General features: G+C 47.4%; 14 protein-coding genes. 6 read left to right on the plus strand and 8 right to left on the minus strand.

The window, feature by feature from the left end; all coding sequences use genetic code 11:
• The 3 genes from clcA to cqsA all read left to right on the plus strand — a co-directional run.
• Nucleotides 1-1,044: H(+)/Cl(-) exchange transporter ClcA (gene clcA / locus GOU96_RS10135; protein ID WP_324701957.1), on the plus strand; the 1,044-nt coding region annotated here is incomplete at its 5' end.
• Nucleotides 1,045-1,190: 146 nt separating this feature from the next.
• Nucleotides 1,191-2,153: a TDT family transporter gene (locus GOU96_RS10140; RefSeq protein WP_001104014.1), complete on the plus strand. Its 963-nt coding sequence runs from the start codon at nt 1,191-1,193 to the stop codon at nt 2,151-2,153.
• 196 nt (nt 2,154-2,349) lie between these two features.
• On the plus strand, nt 2,350-3,519 hold the full coding sequence (cqsA, locus tag GOU96_RS10145; RefSeq protein WP_267781974.1) for an alpha-hydroxyketone-type quorum-sensing autoinducer synthase: 1,170 nt from the start codon (nt 2,350-2,352) through the stop codon (nt 3,517-3,519).
• Between the two features lie 84 nt (nt 3,520-3,603).
• Here the strand turns inward: cqsA and cqsS are convergent, their stop codons facing one another.
• The 4 genes from cqsS to cra all read right to left on the minus strand — a co-directional run bounded on the left by cqsS (nt 3,604) and on the right by cra (nt 10,977).
• Nucleotides 3,604-5,664, minus strand: a complete 2,061-nt coding sequence (gene cqsS / locus GOU96_RS10150; RefSeq protein ID WP_324701958.1) for a quorum-sensing CAI-1 autoinducer sensor kinase/phosphatase CqsS — start codon at nt 5,662-5,664, stop codon at nt 3,604-3,606.
• A gap of 96 nt (nt 5,665-5,760) precedes the next feature.
• Nucleotides 5,761-8,802 carry an AAA family ATPase gene (locus GOU96_RS10155; protein ID WP_134987588.1) on the minus strand — a complete coding sequence of 1,014 codons (3,042 nt, stop codon included), beginning with the start codon at nt 8,800-8,802 and terminating at the stop codon, nt 5,761-5,763.
• A 1-nt stretch (nt 8,803) separates the two neighbouring features.
• Nucleotides 8,804-9,943, minus strand: coding sequence for an exonuclease SbcCD subunit D (locus tag GOU96_RS10160; protein WP_071178055.1), 1,140 nt, complete (start codon nt 9,941-9,943; stop codon nt 8,804-8,806).
• 53 nt (nt 9,944-9,996) lie between these two features.
• Entirely contained in the window at nt 9,997-10,977 is a 981-nt protein-coding gene (cra, locus tag GOU96_RS10165) for a catabolite repressor/activator (protein ID WP_248432012.1), read from the minus strand.
• Nucleotides 10,978-11,316: 339 nt separating this feature from the next.
• On the opposite strand from cra, the gene fruB reads away from it, so the two are divergent.
• The 3 genes from fruB to fruA are packed head-to-tail and all read left to right on the plus strand — an operon-like array spanning nt 11,317 to nt 15,238.
• Nucleotides 11,317-12,519, plus strand: a complete 1,203-nt coding sequence (gene fruB / locus GOU96_RS10170; protein WP_069648574.1) for a fused PTS fructose transporter subunit IIA/HPr protein — start codon at nt 11,317-11,319, stop codon at nt 12,517-12,519.
• Nucleotides 12,520-12,529: 10 nt separating this feature from the next.
• Nucleotides 12,530-13,483, plus strand: coding sequence for a 1-phosphofructokinase (gene pfkB, locus GOU96_RS10175; protein WP_069648573.1), 954 nt, complete (start codon nt 12,530-12,532; stop codon nt 13,481-13,483).
• 18 nt (nt 13,484-13,501) lie between these two features.
• Entirely contained in the window at nt 13,502-15,238 is a 1,737-nt protein-coding gene (gene fruA, locus GOU96_RS10180) for a PTS fructose transporter subunit IIBC (RefSeq protein ID WP_000684715.1), read from the plus strand.
• 233 nt (nt 15,239-15,471) lie between these two features.
• Here fruA and GOU96_RS10185 read toward each other — a convergent pair whose 3' ends face one another.
• The 4 genes from GOU96_RS10185 to nrdD all read right to left on the minus strand — a co-directional run bounded on the left by GOU96_RS10185 (nt 15,472) and on the right by nrdD (nt 20,108).
• Entirely contained in the window at nt 15,472-16,155 is a 684-nt protein-coding gene (locus GOU96_RS10185) for an ATP-dependent zinc protease (protein ID WP_000082072.1), read from the minus strand.
• Between the two features lie 57 nt (nt 16,156-16,212).
• Nucleotides 16,213-17,394 (minus strand): aromatic amino acid transaminase, encoded by a 1,182-nt coding sequence (locus tag GOU96_RS10190; protein WP_000494052.1) that lies wholly within the window; start codon nt 17,392-17,394, stop codon nt 16,213-16,215.
• A 121-nt stretch (nt 17,395-17,515) separates the two neighbouring features.
• Nucleotides 17,516-17,983: an anaerobic ribonucleoside-triphosphate reductase-activating protein gene (gene nrdG / locus GOU96_RS10195; protein WP_001106209.1), complete on the minus strand. Its 468-nt coding sequence runs from the start codon at nt 17,981-17,983 to the stop codon at nt 17,516-17,518.
• A 4-nt stretch (nt 17,984-17,987) separates the two neighbouring features.
• Complete coding sequence (gene nrdD / locus GOU96_RS10200; RefSeq protein WP_000802775.1) at nt 17,988-20,108, minus strand: anaerobic ribonucleoside-triphosphate reductase; 2,121 nt, start codon at nt 20,106-20,108, stop codon at nt 17,988-17,990.
• Between the last annotated feature and the right edge of the window lie 247 nt (nt 20,109-20,355).

The following is a 20,355-nucleotide window of genomic DNA, read 5'->3' on the forward strand; positions in this document are numbered from 1 at the left end:
TTGTGGCGAGTATTGCCCGTGAAATTTTTTGGCGGCATGGGCGCGTTGGGCTCAGGTATGGTGCTCGGCCGCGAAGGTCCTACAGTACAAATGGGCGGCGCCGTTGGGCGGATGATCTCCGATATTTTCCGTGTCAAAAATGAAGATACGCGCCACTCATTGCTGGCTGCGGGTGCGGCAGGAGGTCTTGCTGCCGCATTTAACGCGCCTCTTGCTGGCATTATGTTTGTGATCGAAGAGATGCGACCGCAGTTTCGCTATACCCTGATCTCGGTACGTGCGGTGATCATCTCTGCAGTAGCGGCCAACATTGTGTTTCGCGTAATTAACGGACAAGATGCGGTGATCACGATGCCACAATACGATGCGCCGGAATTGTCGACGCTAGGGTTATTCTTACTTCTTGGTGCCCTATTTGGCGTATTTGGCGTGCTGTTTAACTATTTAATTACCCTTGCCCAAGATCTGTTCGTTAAATTTCATCGCAATGACCGTAAACGCTATCTATTAACGGGTTCAATGATCGGTGGCTGTTTCGGGTTATTGCTGCTCTATGTGCCTGAGTTAACGGGTGGCGGTATCAGCTTAATTCCCACTATCACGAATGGCGGCTACGGAGCGGGTATTTTATTGCTGCTGTTTGTTGGCCGAATTTTTACCACTTTACTTTGCTTTGGCTCAGGTGCGCCCGGGGGGATTTTTGCTCCTATGCTCGCACTAGGTACCCTGTTTGGTTATGCCTTCGGCTTGATCGCTAAAGTGTGGTTCCCAGAACTGAATATTGAACCTGGGATGTTTGCGATTGCTGGTATGGGTGCATTATTCGCCGCAACCGTGCGGGCACCTATCACGGGTATTTTATTGGTGATCGAAATGACCAATAACTATCACCTGATCCTGCCACTGATTATTACCAGCTTAGGTGCGGTGATTTTTGCCCAGTTACTGGGTGGCCAACCCATCTACAGCCAGCTATTACATCGCACTCTGAAAAACCAAAAATTACAGCAACAAGATTTACCACCGCAGAGCCCCAACTCATAAAAGTCAATTTGCCTAAAGTAAAGGGAACCCAGATAATAGCCGCTCGCAAAACAAGCGGCTTTTTATCATTTTAAAATCAGGATTTTTATACCTAAACGACTTGGCGTTGCGGCATCAAGTAGGAAGGGGATACTAAGGAGTAGCAATTGAATTGGCATAGATTTACCCAAGTACAGAACGTGCCCCCTTCACAAGCCGCATTAGCGTTAGGCATGATTGGGCTCGGCCATGCTTGGGTGCTCTATTATCCTGTCGTTGGCATGGTGATTCGCCCCTACTTAGCATTCAGCGGAGCCTTGTTACTACTCCCTGTACTGCTCAAATATCTTCATTGGCGTACTTTCATTAATGATCTTCGGCACCCCGTATCAGGGAGTTTAATGGCTCCGATGAGTATGGCTTTACTCATCCTATGCGACTATCTCGCGATTCTATCTCCTTTCATTGCCTATCCCATCTGGGCGGCAGCCTTATTACTGCACTTAACCATGATGACGCTGTTCTTCTATTTTCAGTTGCGTCAATTCAAGCTCGCAAACATTGTGCCTAGTTGGTTTTTGTATCCCGTCGGCGTCATCAGCAGTTCACTTGCAGGCACCCAATTTGGACACACCCTGTTTTCGGAAACCATGGTTAACGTCTGTATCGCTATCTATTTCGTCATGTTGCCGCTCGTACTTTACCGGTTGGTGTTTGCGGGTACATTACCGAAAAGAGCACGCCCCACACTGGCGATTATGGCCGCACCCATTAACCTGACCTTAGCCACTTATCTGGTCAATTTTGCGCAGCCCGACCCGATTCTGACAGGCGCTTTAGCGGGCATTGCCATAACCATGACTTTACTCATCTACCTCTGTTACCTGCGTTTACTGCGACTACAATTTCAGCCCTCCATCGCGGCAGTCACTTTTCCATCGGTCATCAGTGCGGTTGCCATGCAACGATTGACCGAGTTTTTCGCTACCGATCATCCACACTGGTATTGGCTACACTATTTCGGCTTTTTAGAGGTCACGATTGCCACTTTGTTAGTTGCTTGGGTCTCTTGGGGATATATCAAAATGTATTGGCCTGAATTATTTAAAAATCGCTCAGTAAACTCCTAAATTATTTTTAATATCAGAATATTCTTCGGGGTAGAGTCCCTACCCCTAATGATTTTTCCTCCCCTCACCATCGAGAATTATTAATTATTCTAAGTTGCTAATAAAAATAATTTTTCCCAGATGACAGACGTTTTTAATCACGCAATATATCACTCGTCAGCTGGCGTTAAATTTTTTATAACTAGGATATATTGCGATGAACAAGCCTCAACTTCCTGATTTTATTCAGGACAAAATCGACCACTTTATTGAAAACTTTATTGCCATAAACAAAAATGGAAAACATTTAGTGCTGGGTAAGCATGCCAGCAGTGAGGATATTATTTTACAAAGCAATGATTATCTCTCCTTGGCTAATCATCCATTGATTAAAGCTCACTTAGCAAAGTCATTACTAGAAGAACATCAAAGCCTGTTTATGTCAGCGATCTTTTTACAAAGTGATTATGACAAACCACCAATCGAAAGCCGACTGGCTAAATTCACAGGTTTCAAAGAATGTCTGTTATCCCAATCGGGCTGGTGCGCTAACGTGGGTCTTTTACAGACAATTTGCCAACCGAATACCAATGTATACATCGATTTCTTTGCTCACATGTCACTGTGGGAGGGATCACGTTATGCGAATGCAAAAATACACCCTTTTATGCATAACAACTGCGATCATTTACGCACATTAATTCAACGTTACGGCCCTGGAATTATAGCTGTTGACTCCATCTATAGCACAATAGGAACTCTGGCACCGTTAACAGAATTAGTCAGAATCAGTCAGGAGTACGGTTGTGCTTTGTTAGTGGATGAATCTCATTCTCTAGGCACGCATGGTCCGAAAGGTTCTGGTTTACTCGCGGAGTTGAATCTCACTGATGAGGTGCATTTTATGACTGCCAGTTTAGCCAAAACGTTTTCCTATCGAGCTGGAGCCATTTGGTGCAACAATGAAGTGAATCGCTGCGTTCCTTTTATTAGTTATCCGGCTATTTTTAGCTCTACTTTGCTGCCCTATGAAGCAGCTGGATTGGAAAGTACATTGGAAATTATTGAATGTTCAGATGACAAACGAAAAAAACTAGAACGTATGTCGAGAAAATTACGTATTGGATTAACCCAACTTGGCTTAACCATCCGCAGTGAAAGCCAGATTATCAGCCTAGAAACTGGAGATGAAAGAAATACCGAAAAAGTGCGTGACTTCCTAGAGAGTAATGGATTATTTGGGTCAGTATTTTGTAGGCCGGCCACCACAAAAAATAAAAACATTATTCGTTTCTCACTTAATAGTGATGTGACCGATGAACAGATAACGAGAATAATTGAGATCTGTTCTGATGCAGTGAAGCGCAGTGATTTTTACTTTCGCTAATGCACAAAACGGTAATCCAGTTCTATAAGTTGAGTAATTAGTACACAGCTAATAATAAATTAAGGTGGGAGAACTCTCCCACTTTTATATCCAAGCTGCCACTTTATTTAGCAATACATCACGGTCAGCAGGCTTCACAATGAAATCATTCATGCCAGAGGTTTGTACCAGAGCCAAGGTTTTGGGGCTGTTATCACCGGTGTAACCAATGATCGGAATATTTTTGTAATCATGCTCAGAGCCACGAATTAAACGCGTCGCTTCTAATCCCCCAACATTCGGCATTTCAATGTCCATCAACACTAAATCGATATTTTGACTCTCCATATGCTTGAGCACTTCACTACCATCGTTGGCTTGCACCACTTCATAACCTTGTTGCTCAAGCAAAATAGCCGTAAAAGTTCGGATCGATTGATTATCGTCAACCACCAAAATACGCCGTTCATGTCGACTCTTTTGCAAGGGGATCACATTACGATTCATCGATAAAGAATCTTGCTCGAACAACAAGCGCTCGATGATTTTCCGCGGCTTTCTGAGAATAGAGTGAATACTGATCGGCTGAATGTGCAGATAACGGTTAATGTTTACCGCGTACGTTTTACCCGGGTCATACACATAGCCGATACAGCCTTCTGCAAAACTCAATGTACCTTCAAGTTTCGGCAGTAGTTCTCCCTGCGTAGTGGCGTCATCAAGGTCGAGCAAAATAAGGTCGAACTCAAACTCATAATCTTGGCGTCTTACTGCTTGCTGTGCAGAAATGGCAGTAAAGCCAAACTCATCGTCCACCGCGAGATGATTTAACTCTCGAACGATAGCTTGATTTGAGCCGATATAAATGAGCGATTTGGTTTTCAGCAGTTCTGTTTTTATCTCGTTAACCGTATCGGAATCGTAACGAGGAAAGCTCAATACGAATTCTGTCCACTGACCTTGTTGAGACGCACAGCGAATCGTCCCTCCAAATGCGGTCATCACTTTGCGGCAAAATGGCAATCCTAGCCCATAGCTGCCATTTTTACCGAAGGTATAGAAATCACGGAAAATGTCTTCCAACATCTCTGGCGCAATCCCCACGCCGTTATCACGGACTCGGATAAGGTTCTGCTCACTGGTTTGTTCAATGGTAATACGAACTGAAAAATGCTCTTTTTGATAATAGAAGGCATTTTTCAACAGGTTAAATAACGCATAGGTCAGTAGAGTATCACTGCCAAAAAAGTCAAATGGCTGATGCACTTCAAGCTCTACCGAGTGCTGATCCGCTGCATTTTTATACGGGAAGGTTTTCACCGCTTTTTCAATCACATCCACTACTGAGTGTTTTTTAAAACTCGCCGGCGAAACGCGGTTTTCATCAATCGAGGTGAGCAGCAAATCAATCGCGTTATTGCCAGAGTAAATGACATCATCAGCTTCATTCAAAATTTGATGCAGTAGATCCAGCTCTTGCGCATCCAAAGCATACTCTCCCTGAGCGGCTGCTTGCGGCTTGGGGACCATGGTTCGCACAACATCAATCGACGCTTTCAAGGCACTGAGTGGATTACGCATTTCGTGGGCAATCCCTGCACCAAACGTTTTGGCAATCGATACTTTGGTTTCATGAGAGATCTGGTTACGAAAAAAGAACAGATTCCCAAACACATACGTGAATAAAAATATCGGCATAAATGGCCATTCGATCAACGTCGATGGTTGAGAATCGGCTATACCGTACACAACGAGGTAGGATAATCCAATAGAGGACAACGCTTGTATCGCCATCACTCTGGTATCGTGTACTAGGAGAATATGCAAGAAAATGGACGCCATGAACGACATCGCCCAAATTGTTGACCAGTTATTCATCAACATCATAAAAGAGAAGAAGAAAGGCAAGCAGAAACCTATCGTCAACAAATAATAGTATGGCAAATAGCACTGCCATTTTTTGGGTAAAGCATCTCGAAATGCAAGTACTGCAAATAACGCAGAGGCAGCAAGTCGTAAGCCTAGGTTCTCATAGTCCTGTGGAAACCAATATTCCCAAATAAAGTAGTAGGCAGGAAAGCCAAGCATCCCCATCCATCCAACTAAGGACAGATTAGGTTCTGCATATCGATACACTCTCTTTATTACATCCATGCTCACTATCACTACCGTTGCATTAACTTGCTCATCATCAAAATGCACATACTTTACCTTTTCACTCATTAGAGGTCAGTGATAACCATCAAACCCCTATCTTTTATCTTATGTGATTAAACGCAGCGTGCTACCCATTCTTGTCGCCAACACATCCAATCTTAGACCGATCTGCTCTTTCAGCTCGGTAACATGAGAGATGATTCCTATCGTCCGGCCACCTTGCTGAAGATCGATTAGGGTTTGGATCGCTAAATCTAAAGATTCCGGATCCAAACTACCAAAACCTTCATCAATAAACAGAGTATCAAGACGGATACCGCCACTGTAAGACTGCACTACATCGGACAAACCAAGCGCAAGCGATAAGGCGGCCATGAACGATTCACCACCGGACAAGGTTGCTACATCACGCCATTTACCGCTGTAACTATCTTCGACCATCAAATCCAATCCTGAGCCCACATTACCTTTAGCGCGTTCCTCTTTACGTTTGAGTAAATAGCGGCCTCGGCTCATTTTCATCAGTCGTTGAGAAGCTTGTAACAAGACATCATCCAGCAAAACGCCAAGCACAAAGCGATGTAAGCTGACTTTAGCGCCCGTTTTGCCATTCGCAATATCACTTAAGGTGCCCACGACCTGATATTCGGCTTCTAATGCACGGTTTTTCTGGTACAGATCCGCCAGTTGCTTGGCGACACGTTGCAAACCATCCATCCGCGATTGATGTTGCGTAAACGCCTGCAACGCCAGTGCCATTTTTTCTTCAGCTTGAGTTACTTTGACAAGAAGTGGTTCCAGCTCTGGGCGATTTTTCTCTGCTAATTTACGTGATAAGGCTTGCTGTTCGCCACTGAGCATCGCACTGCGCTCTTCATACTGGGCGATTTGGCGCTCGATATTGCCGATAGCCTCATCGGTTAAACGAGCGGCAAGATAGGCGGACTCATCGCTAAATCCAGAATGGAGTAACCCTTGCTGCCATGCGCTTGTGGTTTCCTCCTGCTGACGCTGAGACTCACGGTGCGCTTCAATCGCCGCCTGATGAGCCGCCTGCACACTGGCAAACTGCTTTTGCGCCTGCACCCACTGCTCACGAGCCGTATGCTCCGCTTTTTGTAAGATTTCTATTTGGTTCTGCACACGCCCAATCGCGCTTCGTAAAGTATCAAGATCGGACAGCTCCGGCGGGATCTCTTGGCGCAAACTCGCCAATTCCGCCTGTAACTGAGCCAAAGTCTGCCAAGCTTGTTGCTGGTTTTGATTCTGTTTTTCGAGCGTCATTTTGGTGTGCGCTAACCGCTGCTCCCCCTCTTCAATCTGCCGTTTCAGCAAATCAGGGTTAAGCTGTTGTAGCGCAGCAATATCACTGTGCAGTATTTGTTGCTGTTCAATGAGCTCGTTCAATAACGCCACTTGCTGCAAAGTTAGCTCACTCGATAAAGTCATGAGATTTTGCGCTATCTGCTCGGTTTTAAACCCTTGTTGCTGCCAAGCATGGAATGCCTCTTGCTGACGCTGCACCCAATCTTGTTGCTGCTGTCTGGCTTGTTCAACCTGAACCTTGGTGACAACGTCACCCGAATATTGAGCTTTATTGGGATGATCTAAACTGCCGCACACCGGACAAGGTTCATTTTGTGTGAGTGCGAGAGCGAGCTCCGCAGCCCTCTGGGTATGCCATGCGAACTCCAGTTTATCCGCGGTCAGTTTCGCTTGTTCGGCCTGAGTTTGGATATGCCGATGTTGCTGCTCAAAGCGCAATAAAGCTTGTTGAGCAGTTTGTAATTCATTGAGTAACGATTGTTCTCGCTCGCGAGCCTGAACTTGCTGCATCAACTGATTCATTCGCGCTTTTTGAACTTCTAAGCGCGTTAATTGGCGCTGTTGCTGTTCCCATTCGAGTCGTTGGTTTTGTAGCTCTTGCTCTAGCTTTTCGCTCGCTTGCTGCAAATTAAGCGCATTTTGTGTCGCCAGTTGCAGTTCACGCTCAGCCTTGGCCACCGCTTGCTGAACATTTTCTTGTGCCAGCAATTTTTGCTCAGCACGCTGCCACGTGATGCGTTGCTCGTTTAATTTGGGTACTTCTTCACAGGCTAAACTGGCTTGCTGACTGACCTGTTGAGCTTGTTGCTGCTGAGCTTTCGCCTGTTGCAACAGAGTCTGCTGCTGCTCAACCTTAAGCTTAGCTTGCAGTAGGTTTTTTTGAGCTTGGTGCCACTGTTGATGGACGGCGGTTAAACGCGCTGCCTTTTGGGCTTGCTGGCGTTGCTGGCGCAGCATTTCGATGTGCGAAGCCTGCTCTTGGTGAGTCGCGATTTCTACCACCAATTGCTGCTTGCGGATAAATTGTTGTTCTAACTCAAGCGCAGCTTGATAGTGCGCTTTTGTTTCATCCCACTGCTGTTGCTCAGCTTTGAGCTGTGATTGCGCATGGGTTAATACTGGGGCCAGTTCGGTTAACTCGGTTTGTAACTGCTCTTCACTTTCCAGTCCGACGACACTTAACGTACCTTTGATCTGCTGATCAAACTCTTCTTTCTCTTTACGAATGCCCGCGGCGCGCTCAAACAGCGCCCGTTCAATTTGGCTGTAGAGCTGGGTTTGGAAGAGCTGACCAAAAATCTGCTCACGCTCTTTTGAATTGGCGGTTAAAAGCTCACGAAACTTGCCTTGAGGCAACACCATGACTTGGCGAAATTGCTTAACATCAAGTCCCATCAATTCGACCACCGCCTTCGCGACAGGATTGGGCTTGTTGGCAATCAGCTCGTTTCCATCGGCTTTCAGTGCAACCAAAGTGGCGGAATGGGATTTCTTCGTCATCCCGTCACCCCGTTTTTTCGGGATCTCTTGATCGGGCTGACGGGTGATTTGGTAACGCGCCCCCGCCAGCTCAAACTCAAAACTGACTTCGGTGAGAGACTCAGGATCCGCGTAATCGCAGCGCATTTGGTCGCCAGTACGCTCACTGCCTGTGGTTTCTCCATACAAGGCGTAGCAAATCGCATCCAGAATCGAGCTTTTACCTGCACCGGTTGCCCCATTGATCAAAAACAGTGGAGCATCACCTAACTTCGTAAAGTCAATCTCTTCTCGTCCGGCAAAAGGGCCGAAAGCTTGGAGGATAAGTTTTAACGGACGCATATTACATGCCCTCCGCTTTCAGGCGCGCAATCACCTCAATCACCACTTTCTCTTGCTGCTCACTCAGAGGTTCACGTTTCGCCTCAAGGAAAAAATCACGAAACATATCCAATTCCCCTCGCGCCAATCGTGCCTTGCCCATCTCTTGAACCACACCAATCAACATGCCCGGCTTTTCAAGATGCAGCACATTGGGATAAACCTGACGCAGCTTTTCCATCGGGTCGAGAATGGCATGCTTATCCAAAAGACGCACTAGCAGGTAATCGTCTGCCTGCGGGTCGGTGGCTCCCGCTGCAAGAATCGCCTCCAACTCTCCCTCGATAATGCGCATTTGATGAGGCGCGATGAGAGGAATATGCGTTGCGCTGATAAAACCTTGCTGCCCTAGCTCAACCAAGGTAGCGCCTTTGTTTTGGTGCTGCTCACCGAAGCTGTATTTCATCAATGAGCCAGAGTAACGAATATGTTCCGCGCCTTTCATTTGCGGCTGGTGTAAATGCCCAAGCGCGACGTAGTCAAAAGGCAAAAAATGGCGATGGTCAACACGATCTGAGCCACCAATCGATAATGGCCGCTCAGATTCAGACTCCATCGCGCCATCGACAAAACAGTGGCTGATTAATACGTGACGTTGTGACGGATTGCGCTGAGCAAGAATACTCTCGCACAAAAATTGGTGTGCAGCGTCGTGCGTGGTAATGTCGTTGTGATAGTAGTGGCGCACTATCTCTGGGTCGTGATACGGCATTCCCCAGAAAGCGACCTCGCCCGCTTGCGGTGAATGCAGCACAACTGGCTGCATCATCTGTTCAAAATCAGCAAAGATATGTAAGCCCGAATTTTTCATCTGCTTCGCGGCAAAGCCTAAACGCTTCGCACCATCATGATTGCCCGGGATCATCAATAAAGGTGTCTTCAACTCGCCACAGATCACGCTGACCACTTCATCCAATAAATCAATCGCCGCCGTGGGTGGAATCGACCGATCATAAATATCACCAGCGACAATCACGGCATCCACCGGATTGTCGCGCAGAAAGTCGATCAGTTGTGCGAGAACAGCGCTTTGATCATCTAATAATGAGACTTGATGAAATTGGCGACCAAGATGCCAATCCGAAGTATGTAGAAACTTCATGCCTTGCCTGTGGGAGGAAACGAAAACTGGCGCATATCATACCTTTATTTTGTTTAAGTGCGCACCTTTAACTGACGTGGAATGAGCTCGATCCCCGTTTGATAACGTTTCGCCGACGCGTTCAGCGCCAAGGCTAATGCGCTATCGGCAATCAATTCAAATTGCTGAGGCAGAGAATTCACTCGGATGGGTAAAAAGTCGAGTAAGCGGTTATCACCAAAGGTCGCTAAGCGAACTTTTTGCATCAATTCTGGCTGCTCAAGCAAAACATCAAGAATGCCTTCAAGGAGCGTATAGGATGTTGCCACCACCGCATCAGGCAACTGATCATTCGCCACCCATTTGGCAAATACTTTACGCCCCTCTTCACGGTTAAAATGCTCACCATAACCTAGAGTGGTTGGTAAGCCGCGCTGCTTAACCGCCATGGCAAACCCTTGTTCACGTTCACGCGACACATTCAGTTCGGGTAGCGCGCCAACCAAACCGACGCTGTGCACATCCTGAGTAAGCACGGAACGCGTTAACTCAAATGCCGCGCCAAAGTCTTCACTGATCACGCAGGAGAAATACTCATCATCCAAGGCACGGTCAATCGCAATCACAGGCGTTCCGGATTGTTGCAACTTGAGGTAATACTCACTGGCATTCGGAATACCGCTCGCCACAAACAGAGCGTCGATTCGGCGAGAGACTAAGGCTTCAGCCGCTGCCATTTCAATGTGTGGATCATCATCGGAACAAGCGATCAAAATTTGGTAGCCGGCTTGTCGCGAGTTCTGTTCAAGTAATTTTGCCAAACGCGCATAACTGGTGTTTTCCAGATCCGGAATGATTAAACCAAACGAGCGGCTATTGCCTGCACGCAATGCCGATGCGGCATGATCCGGCCGGAAATTATACTGCTCCACCACAGCCATCACTTTGTGCTGCGTTTTTTCACTGATCCGATACTTCTGCGCCTTGCCGTTGATCACATAACTGGCGGTGGTTTTCGATACGCCAGCTAATTTCGCGATTTCATCCAGTGTCATAAGGGGGTCTCGTTTTATGTGCGTCTGATCATAGAACGCGATTTTTGATCCTAGCCTAGTGTTGAATTATACGCTGAATCGATTCAGTATTAAAGCTGAAAGGATTCAGCAAAAGTACCGTTGATTCACAATCTCCCCCCACTACACAGGTCAGATTGTGTCGAGTATCCAGCAGCAAGATCGTGAGTATTCGAGGTTTTGCTGAATTTTTTTGCCCTTTATGCTGAACCGATTCAGCTCAAAGGAAAACGAGACGGGATGAATGACAAGGTATTGCTTCAACTGAAAACCTGCAGCGATACATCACATCTCGCCTATAGAGGCAGACAGGAGTTAAGAATGTTAGAACTCACTACACAAGATATTCAATTGCAGCAGCACTTTGCGAATAAGCAAGCTGCGATTCAAGGACTGGCTCACGCGTTGACCGCGAAAGGCTTAGTGGCAGAAGGCTATGCGCAAGGTATGCTCAATCGCGAAGCACAGCATTCCACCTATCTCGGTAATGGGATTGCGATTCCGCATGGCACAACCGATACCCGCGAGCTGGTTAAACAGACAGGTGTCACCGCCATGCACTTCCCGCAAGGTTTGGATTGGGGAGACGGTAATCTGGTGTATGTGGCCATCGGTATCGCCGCGAAATCGGATGAACATTTGGGCATTCTAAAGCAGCTGACCAGAGTGCTGTCTGCCGATGGCGTTGAGCAAGCGCTCCAGCAAGCCAAAACAGCGCAACAAATCATTGCCATTATCAAAGGTGAAGCCCAGTTAACCGCAGATTTTGACGCTTCGTTGATCCAATTGCAGTTTCCAGCCAGTGATATGGTGCAAATGAGCGCTGTCGCGGGGGGATTGTTGAAAAACACGGGCTGCGCAGAAAATGAATTTGTTGCCGACCTAGTCACTAAAGCGCCGACTCATCTTGGACGCGGTTTGTGGTTAGTAGCCAGCGATCGCGCAGTAAAACGGACTGGGATGTCGATTGTCAGTACGGCAAACCATTGTGAATATGAGCAACAAGCGGTGAAAGCGCTGATTGCGTTTTCGGTGTGTAATGACGTCCACCAGCCTCTGCTTAACACCATTACTCGGTGCGTGTTTGAGCAAAAACAAGATCAACTCTTGCAGGCCGATGTTCAGCAACTGCTTAATCTGTTTAGCGGCAACGCTGAACAAACCATCGCTCAGCAAACAATAGCTGTGGGAACGATCACTGAGGAAACGATAGCCGCAGAAACGGTGGGGGAGCTTGATTCTGCTCGCGCTCATACGGCGACTTTCCGCATTAAAAATAGCCATGGTTTGCACGCTCGTCCCGGTGCGATGTTAGTCGCCGAAGCCAAGAAGTTTGAATCTAATATCCGAGTGTCTAACCTGGATGGCGATGGTCAAGTCGTCAATGCCAAAAGCTTGATGAAAGTGATTGCACTGGGCGTAAAACAAAATCATCAGTTGCAGTTTAGCGCAGAAGGCCCAGATGCAGAAGCCGCGCTGCAAGCGCTAGGCGTGGCGATCAATGCTGGCTTAGGCGAAGGTTAAGGGGCATCACATGACAAAAAAAGTGGTCACCATCACCTTAAATCCAGCGCTCGATTTAACGGGCAGTGTAAACCAGCTTAACGTTGGCTCAGTCAGCTTAGTTGGGCAGAGTTCACTGCATGCCGCGGGCAAAGGGGTAAACGTTGCCAAAGTACTCAGTGAACTTGGCGCACAAGTGACAGTCACGGGCTTTCTTGGCCGAGATAATCAAGAACTCTTCTGCCAACTGTTTGAGCAGTTGGGCGTACAGGATGCGTTTATTCGCATCGCGGGAGCGACACGTATTAACGTCAAACTGGTTGAACAAAACGGCGCAGTCAGTGACATCAATTTTCCCGGTATTCAGGTGACGGAAGCGGATATTGAGGCTTTCGAAGCGACCTTACAGCGTCTAGCACAAGATCATGATTATTTCGTGCTCGCGGGCAGTTTGCCACAAGGTATCTCACCACAGCGCTGTGCTGGGTGGATTGCCCAACTGCGCAGCATGAATAAAAAAGTACTGTTTGACAGCAGCCGCGATGCACTGTTGGCAGGATTGGATGCTAAACCTTGGCTGATTAAACCCAATGATGAAGAGCTTTCTCAATGGTGTGGTCGCGAGCTCACTACCCTAACCGACTGCCAGCAAGCCGCCGCCGAACTCGCCCAAAAACAGATTGAAAACATTGTTATTTCAATGGGGGCCGAAGGCGTGATGTGGCTGCACGAAAACCAATGGTTGCATGCAAAACCACCCAAAATGCCGGTGGTGAGCACAGTCGGCGCAGGCGATACGCTGGTTGCTGGTCTATGTTGGGGACATATGCAACATATGGAAAAAGAATCTTTGCTCCGTTTCGCAACGGCCTTGTCTGCACTTGCGGTAACCCAAGTCGGCGTTGGTCTTGGTGATTGGGAGCAACTCAATACCCTACAACAACAAATTCAAGTATCCGCACTCCATCCTACGATGGGTGCCTAAGGACAGAAGGTCGTGAAGATGAAAATAGCCATTGTAACCGCATGCCCAAGTGGCGTTGCTAACAGCATTATTGCGGCGGGTTTACTGCAGCAAGCCAGTAAAACGTTAGGGTGGGAAGCCTATATCGAATGTCACTCAACAGTGATTGCAGGCCACACCTTAAGCGAAGAGGAAATCAATAAAGCCGATCTGGTCATACTGGCCGCTAACGGCGAGATTGATATGCAGCGTTTTGTCGGTAAAAAAGTCTACCAAAGCCCCATTACCGCCTGTACTTCCGATCCCGTCGGGTACCTTAAGCAAGCCGCAGAACAAGCGACTGAACTCAGCTCCGAGCAGGCAACACGCTGTGACTCCCCCGCCACAGCGCCTGTTTCTGCCAAAAAAATCGTCGCCATTACTGCTTGCCCAACGGGGGTTGCACACACCTTTATGGCAGCGGAAGCACTAGAAGCGGAAGCGACACGTCAAGGCCATCAGATCAAAGTTGAAACGCGTGGTTCAGTCGGTGCTAAAAACCAGCTGACGGAGCAAGAAATTGCTGCCGCAGATCTCGTGATTATCGCGGCCGATATTGATGTTCCTCTGGATCGCTTCAATGGTAAAAAACTCTACAAAACCAGTACTGGCCTCGCGTTGAAGAAAACCGCGCAGGAGCTCAGTAATGCCTTCGCGCAAGCCAAAACTTTCTCAAGCTCTGCCAACAGCGCGACTAACGAGAAAGCAGAAGAGAAAAAAGGCGTGTATAAACACTTGATGACGGGCGTATCGCACATGCTGCCAGTCGTGGTCGCTGGCGGTCTTATCATCGCGCTCTCTTTCGTATTTGGTATTGAAGCGTTCAAAGAAGAAGGCACTTTAGCTGCTGCTTTAATGCAGATTGGTGGAGGTTCAGCATTTGCGCTGATGATTCCGGTGCTTGCTGGTTACATTGCATTTTCTATTGCCGATCGTCCGGGACTGGCTCCGGGTTTGATTGGCGGTATGCTCGCAAGCTCAACGGGCGCCGGTTTCCTTGGCGGTATCGTTGCAGGTTTCCTCGCGGGTTACAGCGCCAAATTTATCGCTGATAAAGTGCAACTGCCTCAATCAATGGCCGCGCTAAAACCGATTTTGATCATCCCGTTTATTGCCAGCTTATTTACCGGATTAGTGATGATTTACGTCGTGGGCGGCCCCATGTCGAGCATCATGAGCGGTATGACCAGCTTCCTAAACAACATGGGTTCAACCAACGCCATTTTGCTCGGTATTGTGCTTGGTGCCATGATGTGTTTCGACTTAGGTGGCCCAGTGAACAAAGCCGCCTACACCTTCGGCGTAGGCTTACTCGCCTCACAAACTTATGCGCCAATGGCCGCAATCATGGCGGCAGGTATGGTGCCAGCATTGGGTATGGGCTTAGCGACCTTTATCGCGAAAGACAAGTTTGAAGCGGGAGAGCGCGAAGCAGGAAAAGCCTCTTTTGTTCTGGGCCTATGCTTTATCTCTGAAGGTGCAATTCCTTTTGCCGCCAAAGATCCAATGCGAGTGATCCCAGCCTGTATGGTGGGTGGAGCCGTGACAGGCGCACTCTCTATGCTATTTGGCGCGAAATTGATGGCGCCACACGGCGGTCTGTTTGTGCTCTTGATCCCGAATGCGATAAGCCCGGTGCTGCTGTACTTGGTCGCGATTGCTGTCGGTACGGCGATTACCGGTTTTGGCTACGCTATGCTGAAAAAGTCGGCACAAGCCAAAGCGGTCGCGGCTTAATCTGAGTGCATGGTGAAAGGCGTACTTAGTGACATAAATGCTCAGTGAAAATGAAAAAGCCAGTGGAATTCCGCTGGCTTTTTTATATCTAAACAACTTCTTTATATCTAAAGAGCGTTTTATACCTAAAAAACCCCAAGTGGCTTCCCCATGAACATCGATTGCCTATGTGCATGAGGATCGGAACATAGCCAACACTTTCACTGCCCTCAAGTTAGGCGAGAAGATTCGGACTATTTTTTAGGGCTTGGATGTTTGGGTTGAATATAGTGGCGAGAGACATCCACTACCGCGACATCTTTAAAGAAGCTGCGCCCCAGTAGCAGTGGATAAGTTAAGTGCGTGCGATCGGTCAAAGTAAACTCCGTTTGCTCTTTCAAATCACCAATTTGGATCCATGCCACCACAACGGCTCTACGCTGCGCTTCCTCGGCACTCGATTGACGAATTCTCACCCAACGTTCGACGGGTAAACTTAACTCTTCACTGCGAATGTTGTCGTGCTCAATACGAAATTTCACCCAATCCTGTCCGCCGCGTTCAAAAGGCACGATATCTACCGCACTGATCGATGAGGTGGTCGCCCCAGTATCAATTCGTGCTTTGAAACTCTCTTTCAAACCCGGCAGATAAACCCACTCTTTATCGCCTAATACTATCTTGCCATCAGAAGTTTTTGTCGCTGTCGAAAAATCATCTTTCTCTTCAAACGAGTGTGCAGGCTCAAGCAAGGGTAAAGTCTCGACCAGAGGAGCATTAGGATCGACGATCTCTTCAGGCACAGTTACCACAGGCTGAGCTTGCGTCTCCACCACCTCAGGCACTTGTGCCGGTGTAGATGGCACCGGATTGGTAGCGCAAGCCACCAATCCACTACTTAACATTAATGGTACTAACAACTTCAGTGGTTGACTCATAGTTTCACCTAATCAAATACCACCCTTCCTGATTGGGCATATTGCTGTCATCTTCATTTACGACACATGAATAATAGCATTGGCCACATAAGGAATGTCTTTTTCGGTCAGCCCTGCGATATTAATTCGTCCATCTGCGACACCATAAATCGCAAACTCTTCACGCAGCCTTCCCATCTGCTCAGCACTGAATCCCAGTACAGTAAACATGCCTCTATGGCTCTCAATGAAGTCGAATTGTCGCGTATTGTGTTGATTTCTCAACTCATTACACAAATTTTTGCGCAGAGTTAACAAACGTTGCTGCATTTCACTCAACTCTTGTTTCCAAATTGCCGTGAGCTGCTCATCTCTTAACACTGTTTTGACGAGAGCAGCACCGTGATCGGGCGGCATAGTGTAAGTGGAACGCGCTAAGGTCAGCATTTTGCCGCGTGCATTGGTCACCTCTTGCTGATTTTTCCCAATCACAATCGCCGCTCCCGTACGCTCACGGTACAAGCCGAAATTCTTAGAGCAGGATGTCGTGATCAACATCTCTTCCATGCGCTCAGCCATGTAACGCAAACCTTGTGCATCTTGTTCTAAGCCGTCACCAAAACCTTGATAGGCGATGTCGACAAAAGGGATAAAGCCGTTTTTCTGCGCCAACTCAGTGATGGCTTGCCACGCAGAAAAATCGATATCGGCACCTGTCGGGTTATGACAACAACCATGCAGTAACACCACATCTTTCATTCCCGCTTGTGCCAGATCGGCCAACATTTGTTCGGTATCCACCATTTTGGTTTCACGGCTGAAATAACGGTAGTAACGTACTTTCAGACCAGCCGCTTCCATCACGGGCTTGTGGTTGACATAACTAGGATCGGTGATCCACACGGTAGTATCCGGTTGTGCCACACGCATCAAATCCCCCAGCATACGCAGCGCGCCGCTGGCTCCCGGAGTCTGGATTGCAATCGTGCGCTCCACATCCAAGGTTGAACCTAATACGAGCTGCATCATGCTCTGGTTGAACTCTTCACAACCGGCAAGGCCGACATAAGATTTGGTTTTTTGGCTTGCCACCACTTTATCTTGCGCCAGCGCAACGGCACGCATAATTGGCGTTTCGCCAAGACTGTTTTTATAAACGCCGATTCCAAGATCCACTTTTTGTGGACGAGGATCATTGCGAAAGGCGACGGAGAGAGAAAGTATTGGATCTAAAACTGGTGCTGGTAAATGAGTAAACATGAAAGTCACAACCCTTTGAAATTCAGGTAACAACTCACAAAGTAAACCAGATAAGAGAAAACCGAAAGGGATTTTTTGTTCTCAGTCGCCCCTTAAACACTAGAGCGCTGAGAGCAAGGACTTACAAGGTAAAGCGATGAATCACTTGATTCGCACTGCCCCGCCACTCTAGCCCAGGATCAGCCTGCTCTTGGATAAATTTGCCATCCACCAACACATCAATGTATGGCAGTAAAGCTTGTTGGCTATCATCCAATTCCGCCAAGGTATATCCCGTCCAGAGCCAAATATCTTTATCTGGGCACTCGGTTTTTACCCGCTGCACAAGCTGTAACACCGCTGATAAATTGGCAGGATGCATCGGATCGCCACCCGAGAGCGATAATCCACGGCGTTTGATACGTGTGTCTTTCAAGTCCGCAATGATTTTATCTTCCATTTCTTGGGTATAACGATGTCCAGACGACAGCGACCACGTGCTTTGGTTATAACATCCTTTACATTGATGAACGCAACCGGAGACAAACAGCGTGCAGCGTGTCCCCGGCCCGTTAACCACATCAATCGGATAATATTGATGGTAATTCATACTGTTATAGGTGTTTTACCCGACGTTTTACTTCTTCTTGCTTACCGACGTTAAATGGACGTGCATCTGGGCTGCCCAAATAACCGCATACTCGACGCGTCACTGAGACTTTGGTCGGCTCATGATTGCCACATCGCGGGCAAACAAACCCTTTACTGGTACAGTCAAATTCGCCGGTGAAACCACACTCATAACATTCATCGATTGGCGTATTGGTCCCGTAATACGGCACGCGGTGATAACTGTAATCCCATACGTTTTCGAGCGCTTCTACGTTACGTTGCATGTTCGGGAATTCGCCGTAGCAGATGAATCCGCCGCTTGAAATTTCCGGATACGGCATTTCAAAATCGATTTTGTCGTACGGATTCACCTTCTTCTGAACATCCAAATGGAAGCTGTTGGTGTAGTAACCTTTATCCGTCACTCCTTCCACCACGCCAAATTGCTTGGCATCAATTCGGCAGAATCGGCTGCACAGGTTTTCACTCGGAGTGCCATACAGGCTGAACGCGTAACCCGTCTCTTTTTTCCACTGCTCAACCGCGTTGCGCAGATGTTGAATGATTTTCACGGCTTCTTCGCGCAGTTGCACATCATCATAAACATGCTTTTGCTGACCAAACAGCGCCATGATGGTTTCATGTACACCGATATAACCCAATGAAATAGAAGCTCGGCCATGTTTGAAAATATCCGCAATCGAATCATTCGCTTTCAAACGTACACCACACGCCCCTTCCATATATAGGATTGGTGCAACACGTGCTTTCACATTTTCTAAACGGTTAATCCGAGTATCTAATGCGCGGCGAGCAAGTTTCAGTTTGTCATCCAACAGAGCATAGAATTTGTTTATATCGCCTTTCGCCTGCAAGGCAATGCGTGGCAGGTTCAAGCTGACAACGCCAAGATTATTACGCCCTTCATGGATCAACTCCCCATTTTCCTCATAAGGATTTAGGAAAGAGCGACATCCCATTGGGGTTTTGAATGAACCCGTCACTTCAACCACTTTGTCGTAGTTGAGAATGTCTGGGTACATGCGTTTAGAAGCGCACTCTAACGCGAGCTGCTTAATGTCGTAATTAGGATCTTCTGCTTTGTGGTTGAGTCCATTTTTAATCGCAAAAACCAGTTTCGGGAATACCGCCGTTTTACGGTTTTTACCCAAACCTGCGATGCGATTTTTCAGGATCGATTGCTGGATCAAGCGCGATTCCCAGCTTGTACCCAGACCAAAACCAAAGGTCACAAACGGTGTTTGCCCATTTGCGGTATGCAGCGTGTTGACTTCATACTCCAACGATTGGAAAGCGTCATAGCACTCTTTTTCAGTACGCGCCTTAGCAAACGCTTCAGGGCTGTGAATATCCCATTCGCGGGCAATCTCTAGATGCTTTTCGTAGCTTGCCGTCACATAAGGAGCCAGTACTTCATCAATCCGGTTGATGGTAGTGCCACCATAAATATGGCTCGCGACTTGAGCAATAATTTGCGCGGTAACTGCCGTTGCGGTTGAAATTGACTTAGGCGTGTCAATTTCAGCATTACCCATTTTAAACCCATGAGTCAGCATGCCTTTTAAGTCAATCAACATGCAGTTAAACATCGGGAAGAAAGGCGCGTAATCCAGATCATGATAATGAATATCGCCCGACTCATGAGCTTGCACCACATCACGTGGTAAAATTCGTGTTTTGGCATAATGCTTGGCGACAATACCCGCCAACAAATCGCGCTGAGTCGGGATCACTTTGCCATCTTTATTGGCGTTTTCATTGAGCAGATCCGCATTGCTTTCTTGGATCAGACCTTCGATTTCTTTGGTCAGCTTGCTCTGCTTCTCACGCGCGACATCGCGGTCATGGCGATATTCAATGTATGAACGAGCTAATGCTTTGTACGGGCCTTGCATTAGCTCGTTCTCTACTAAGGTTTGAATCTCGGTGATGTGTACCTCATCGTAATCACGCAGCTTGAGTTCAACGGCTAATGCCACATTGAGTGCGTAGATAGCGATTTCCTGATCGGCATGTTCCGCAGCACTTTCTACAGCAGCTTGGATACGATCCCTGTTGAATGGCGCTTTTGAGCCATCACGTTTGATTACGATAGGTTTCACCTTCTCTCCTTACCCAGCATACTCACAGAGTTATCCACAAATACACTATATAGGGCTAATTTTTCTGCGACTGACACTATATGTTGTGGCGTATTTAACGAAATGCATCAAGTGAGAGTATTGATTTAGATCAACGAAAACCGACCAATGAACAAGATCAATGCGATCTTATTGGGGAAGATCTCAAACCAGAAAGAAACCTTGAAAATCGTGATTTTTGTGATGGGACAACCTTGAACTCAATGAA

It is taken from the genome of Vibrio sp. R-1 (genome assembly GCF_035615595.1).
GTDB lineage: Bacteria > Pseudomonadota > Gammaproteobacteria > Enterobacterales > Vibrionaceae > Vibrio > Vibrio cholerae.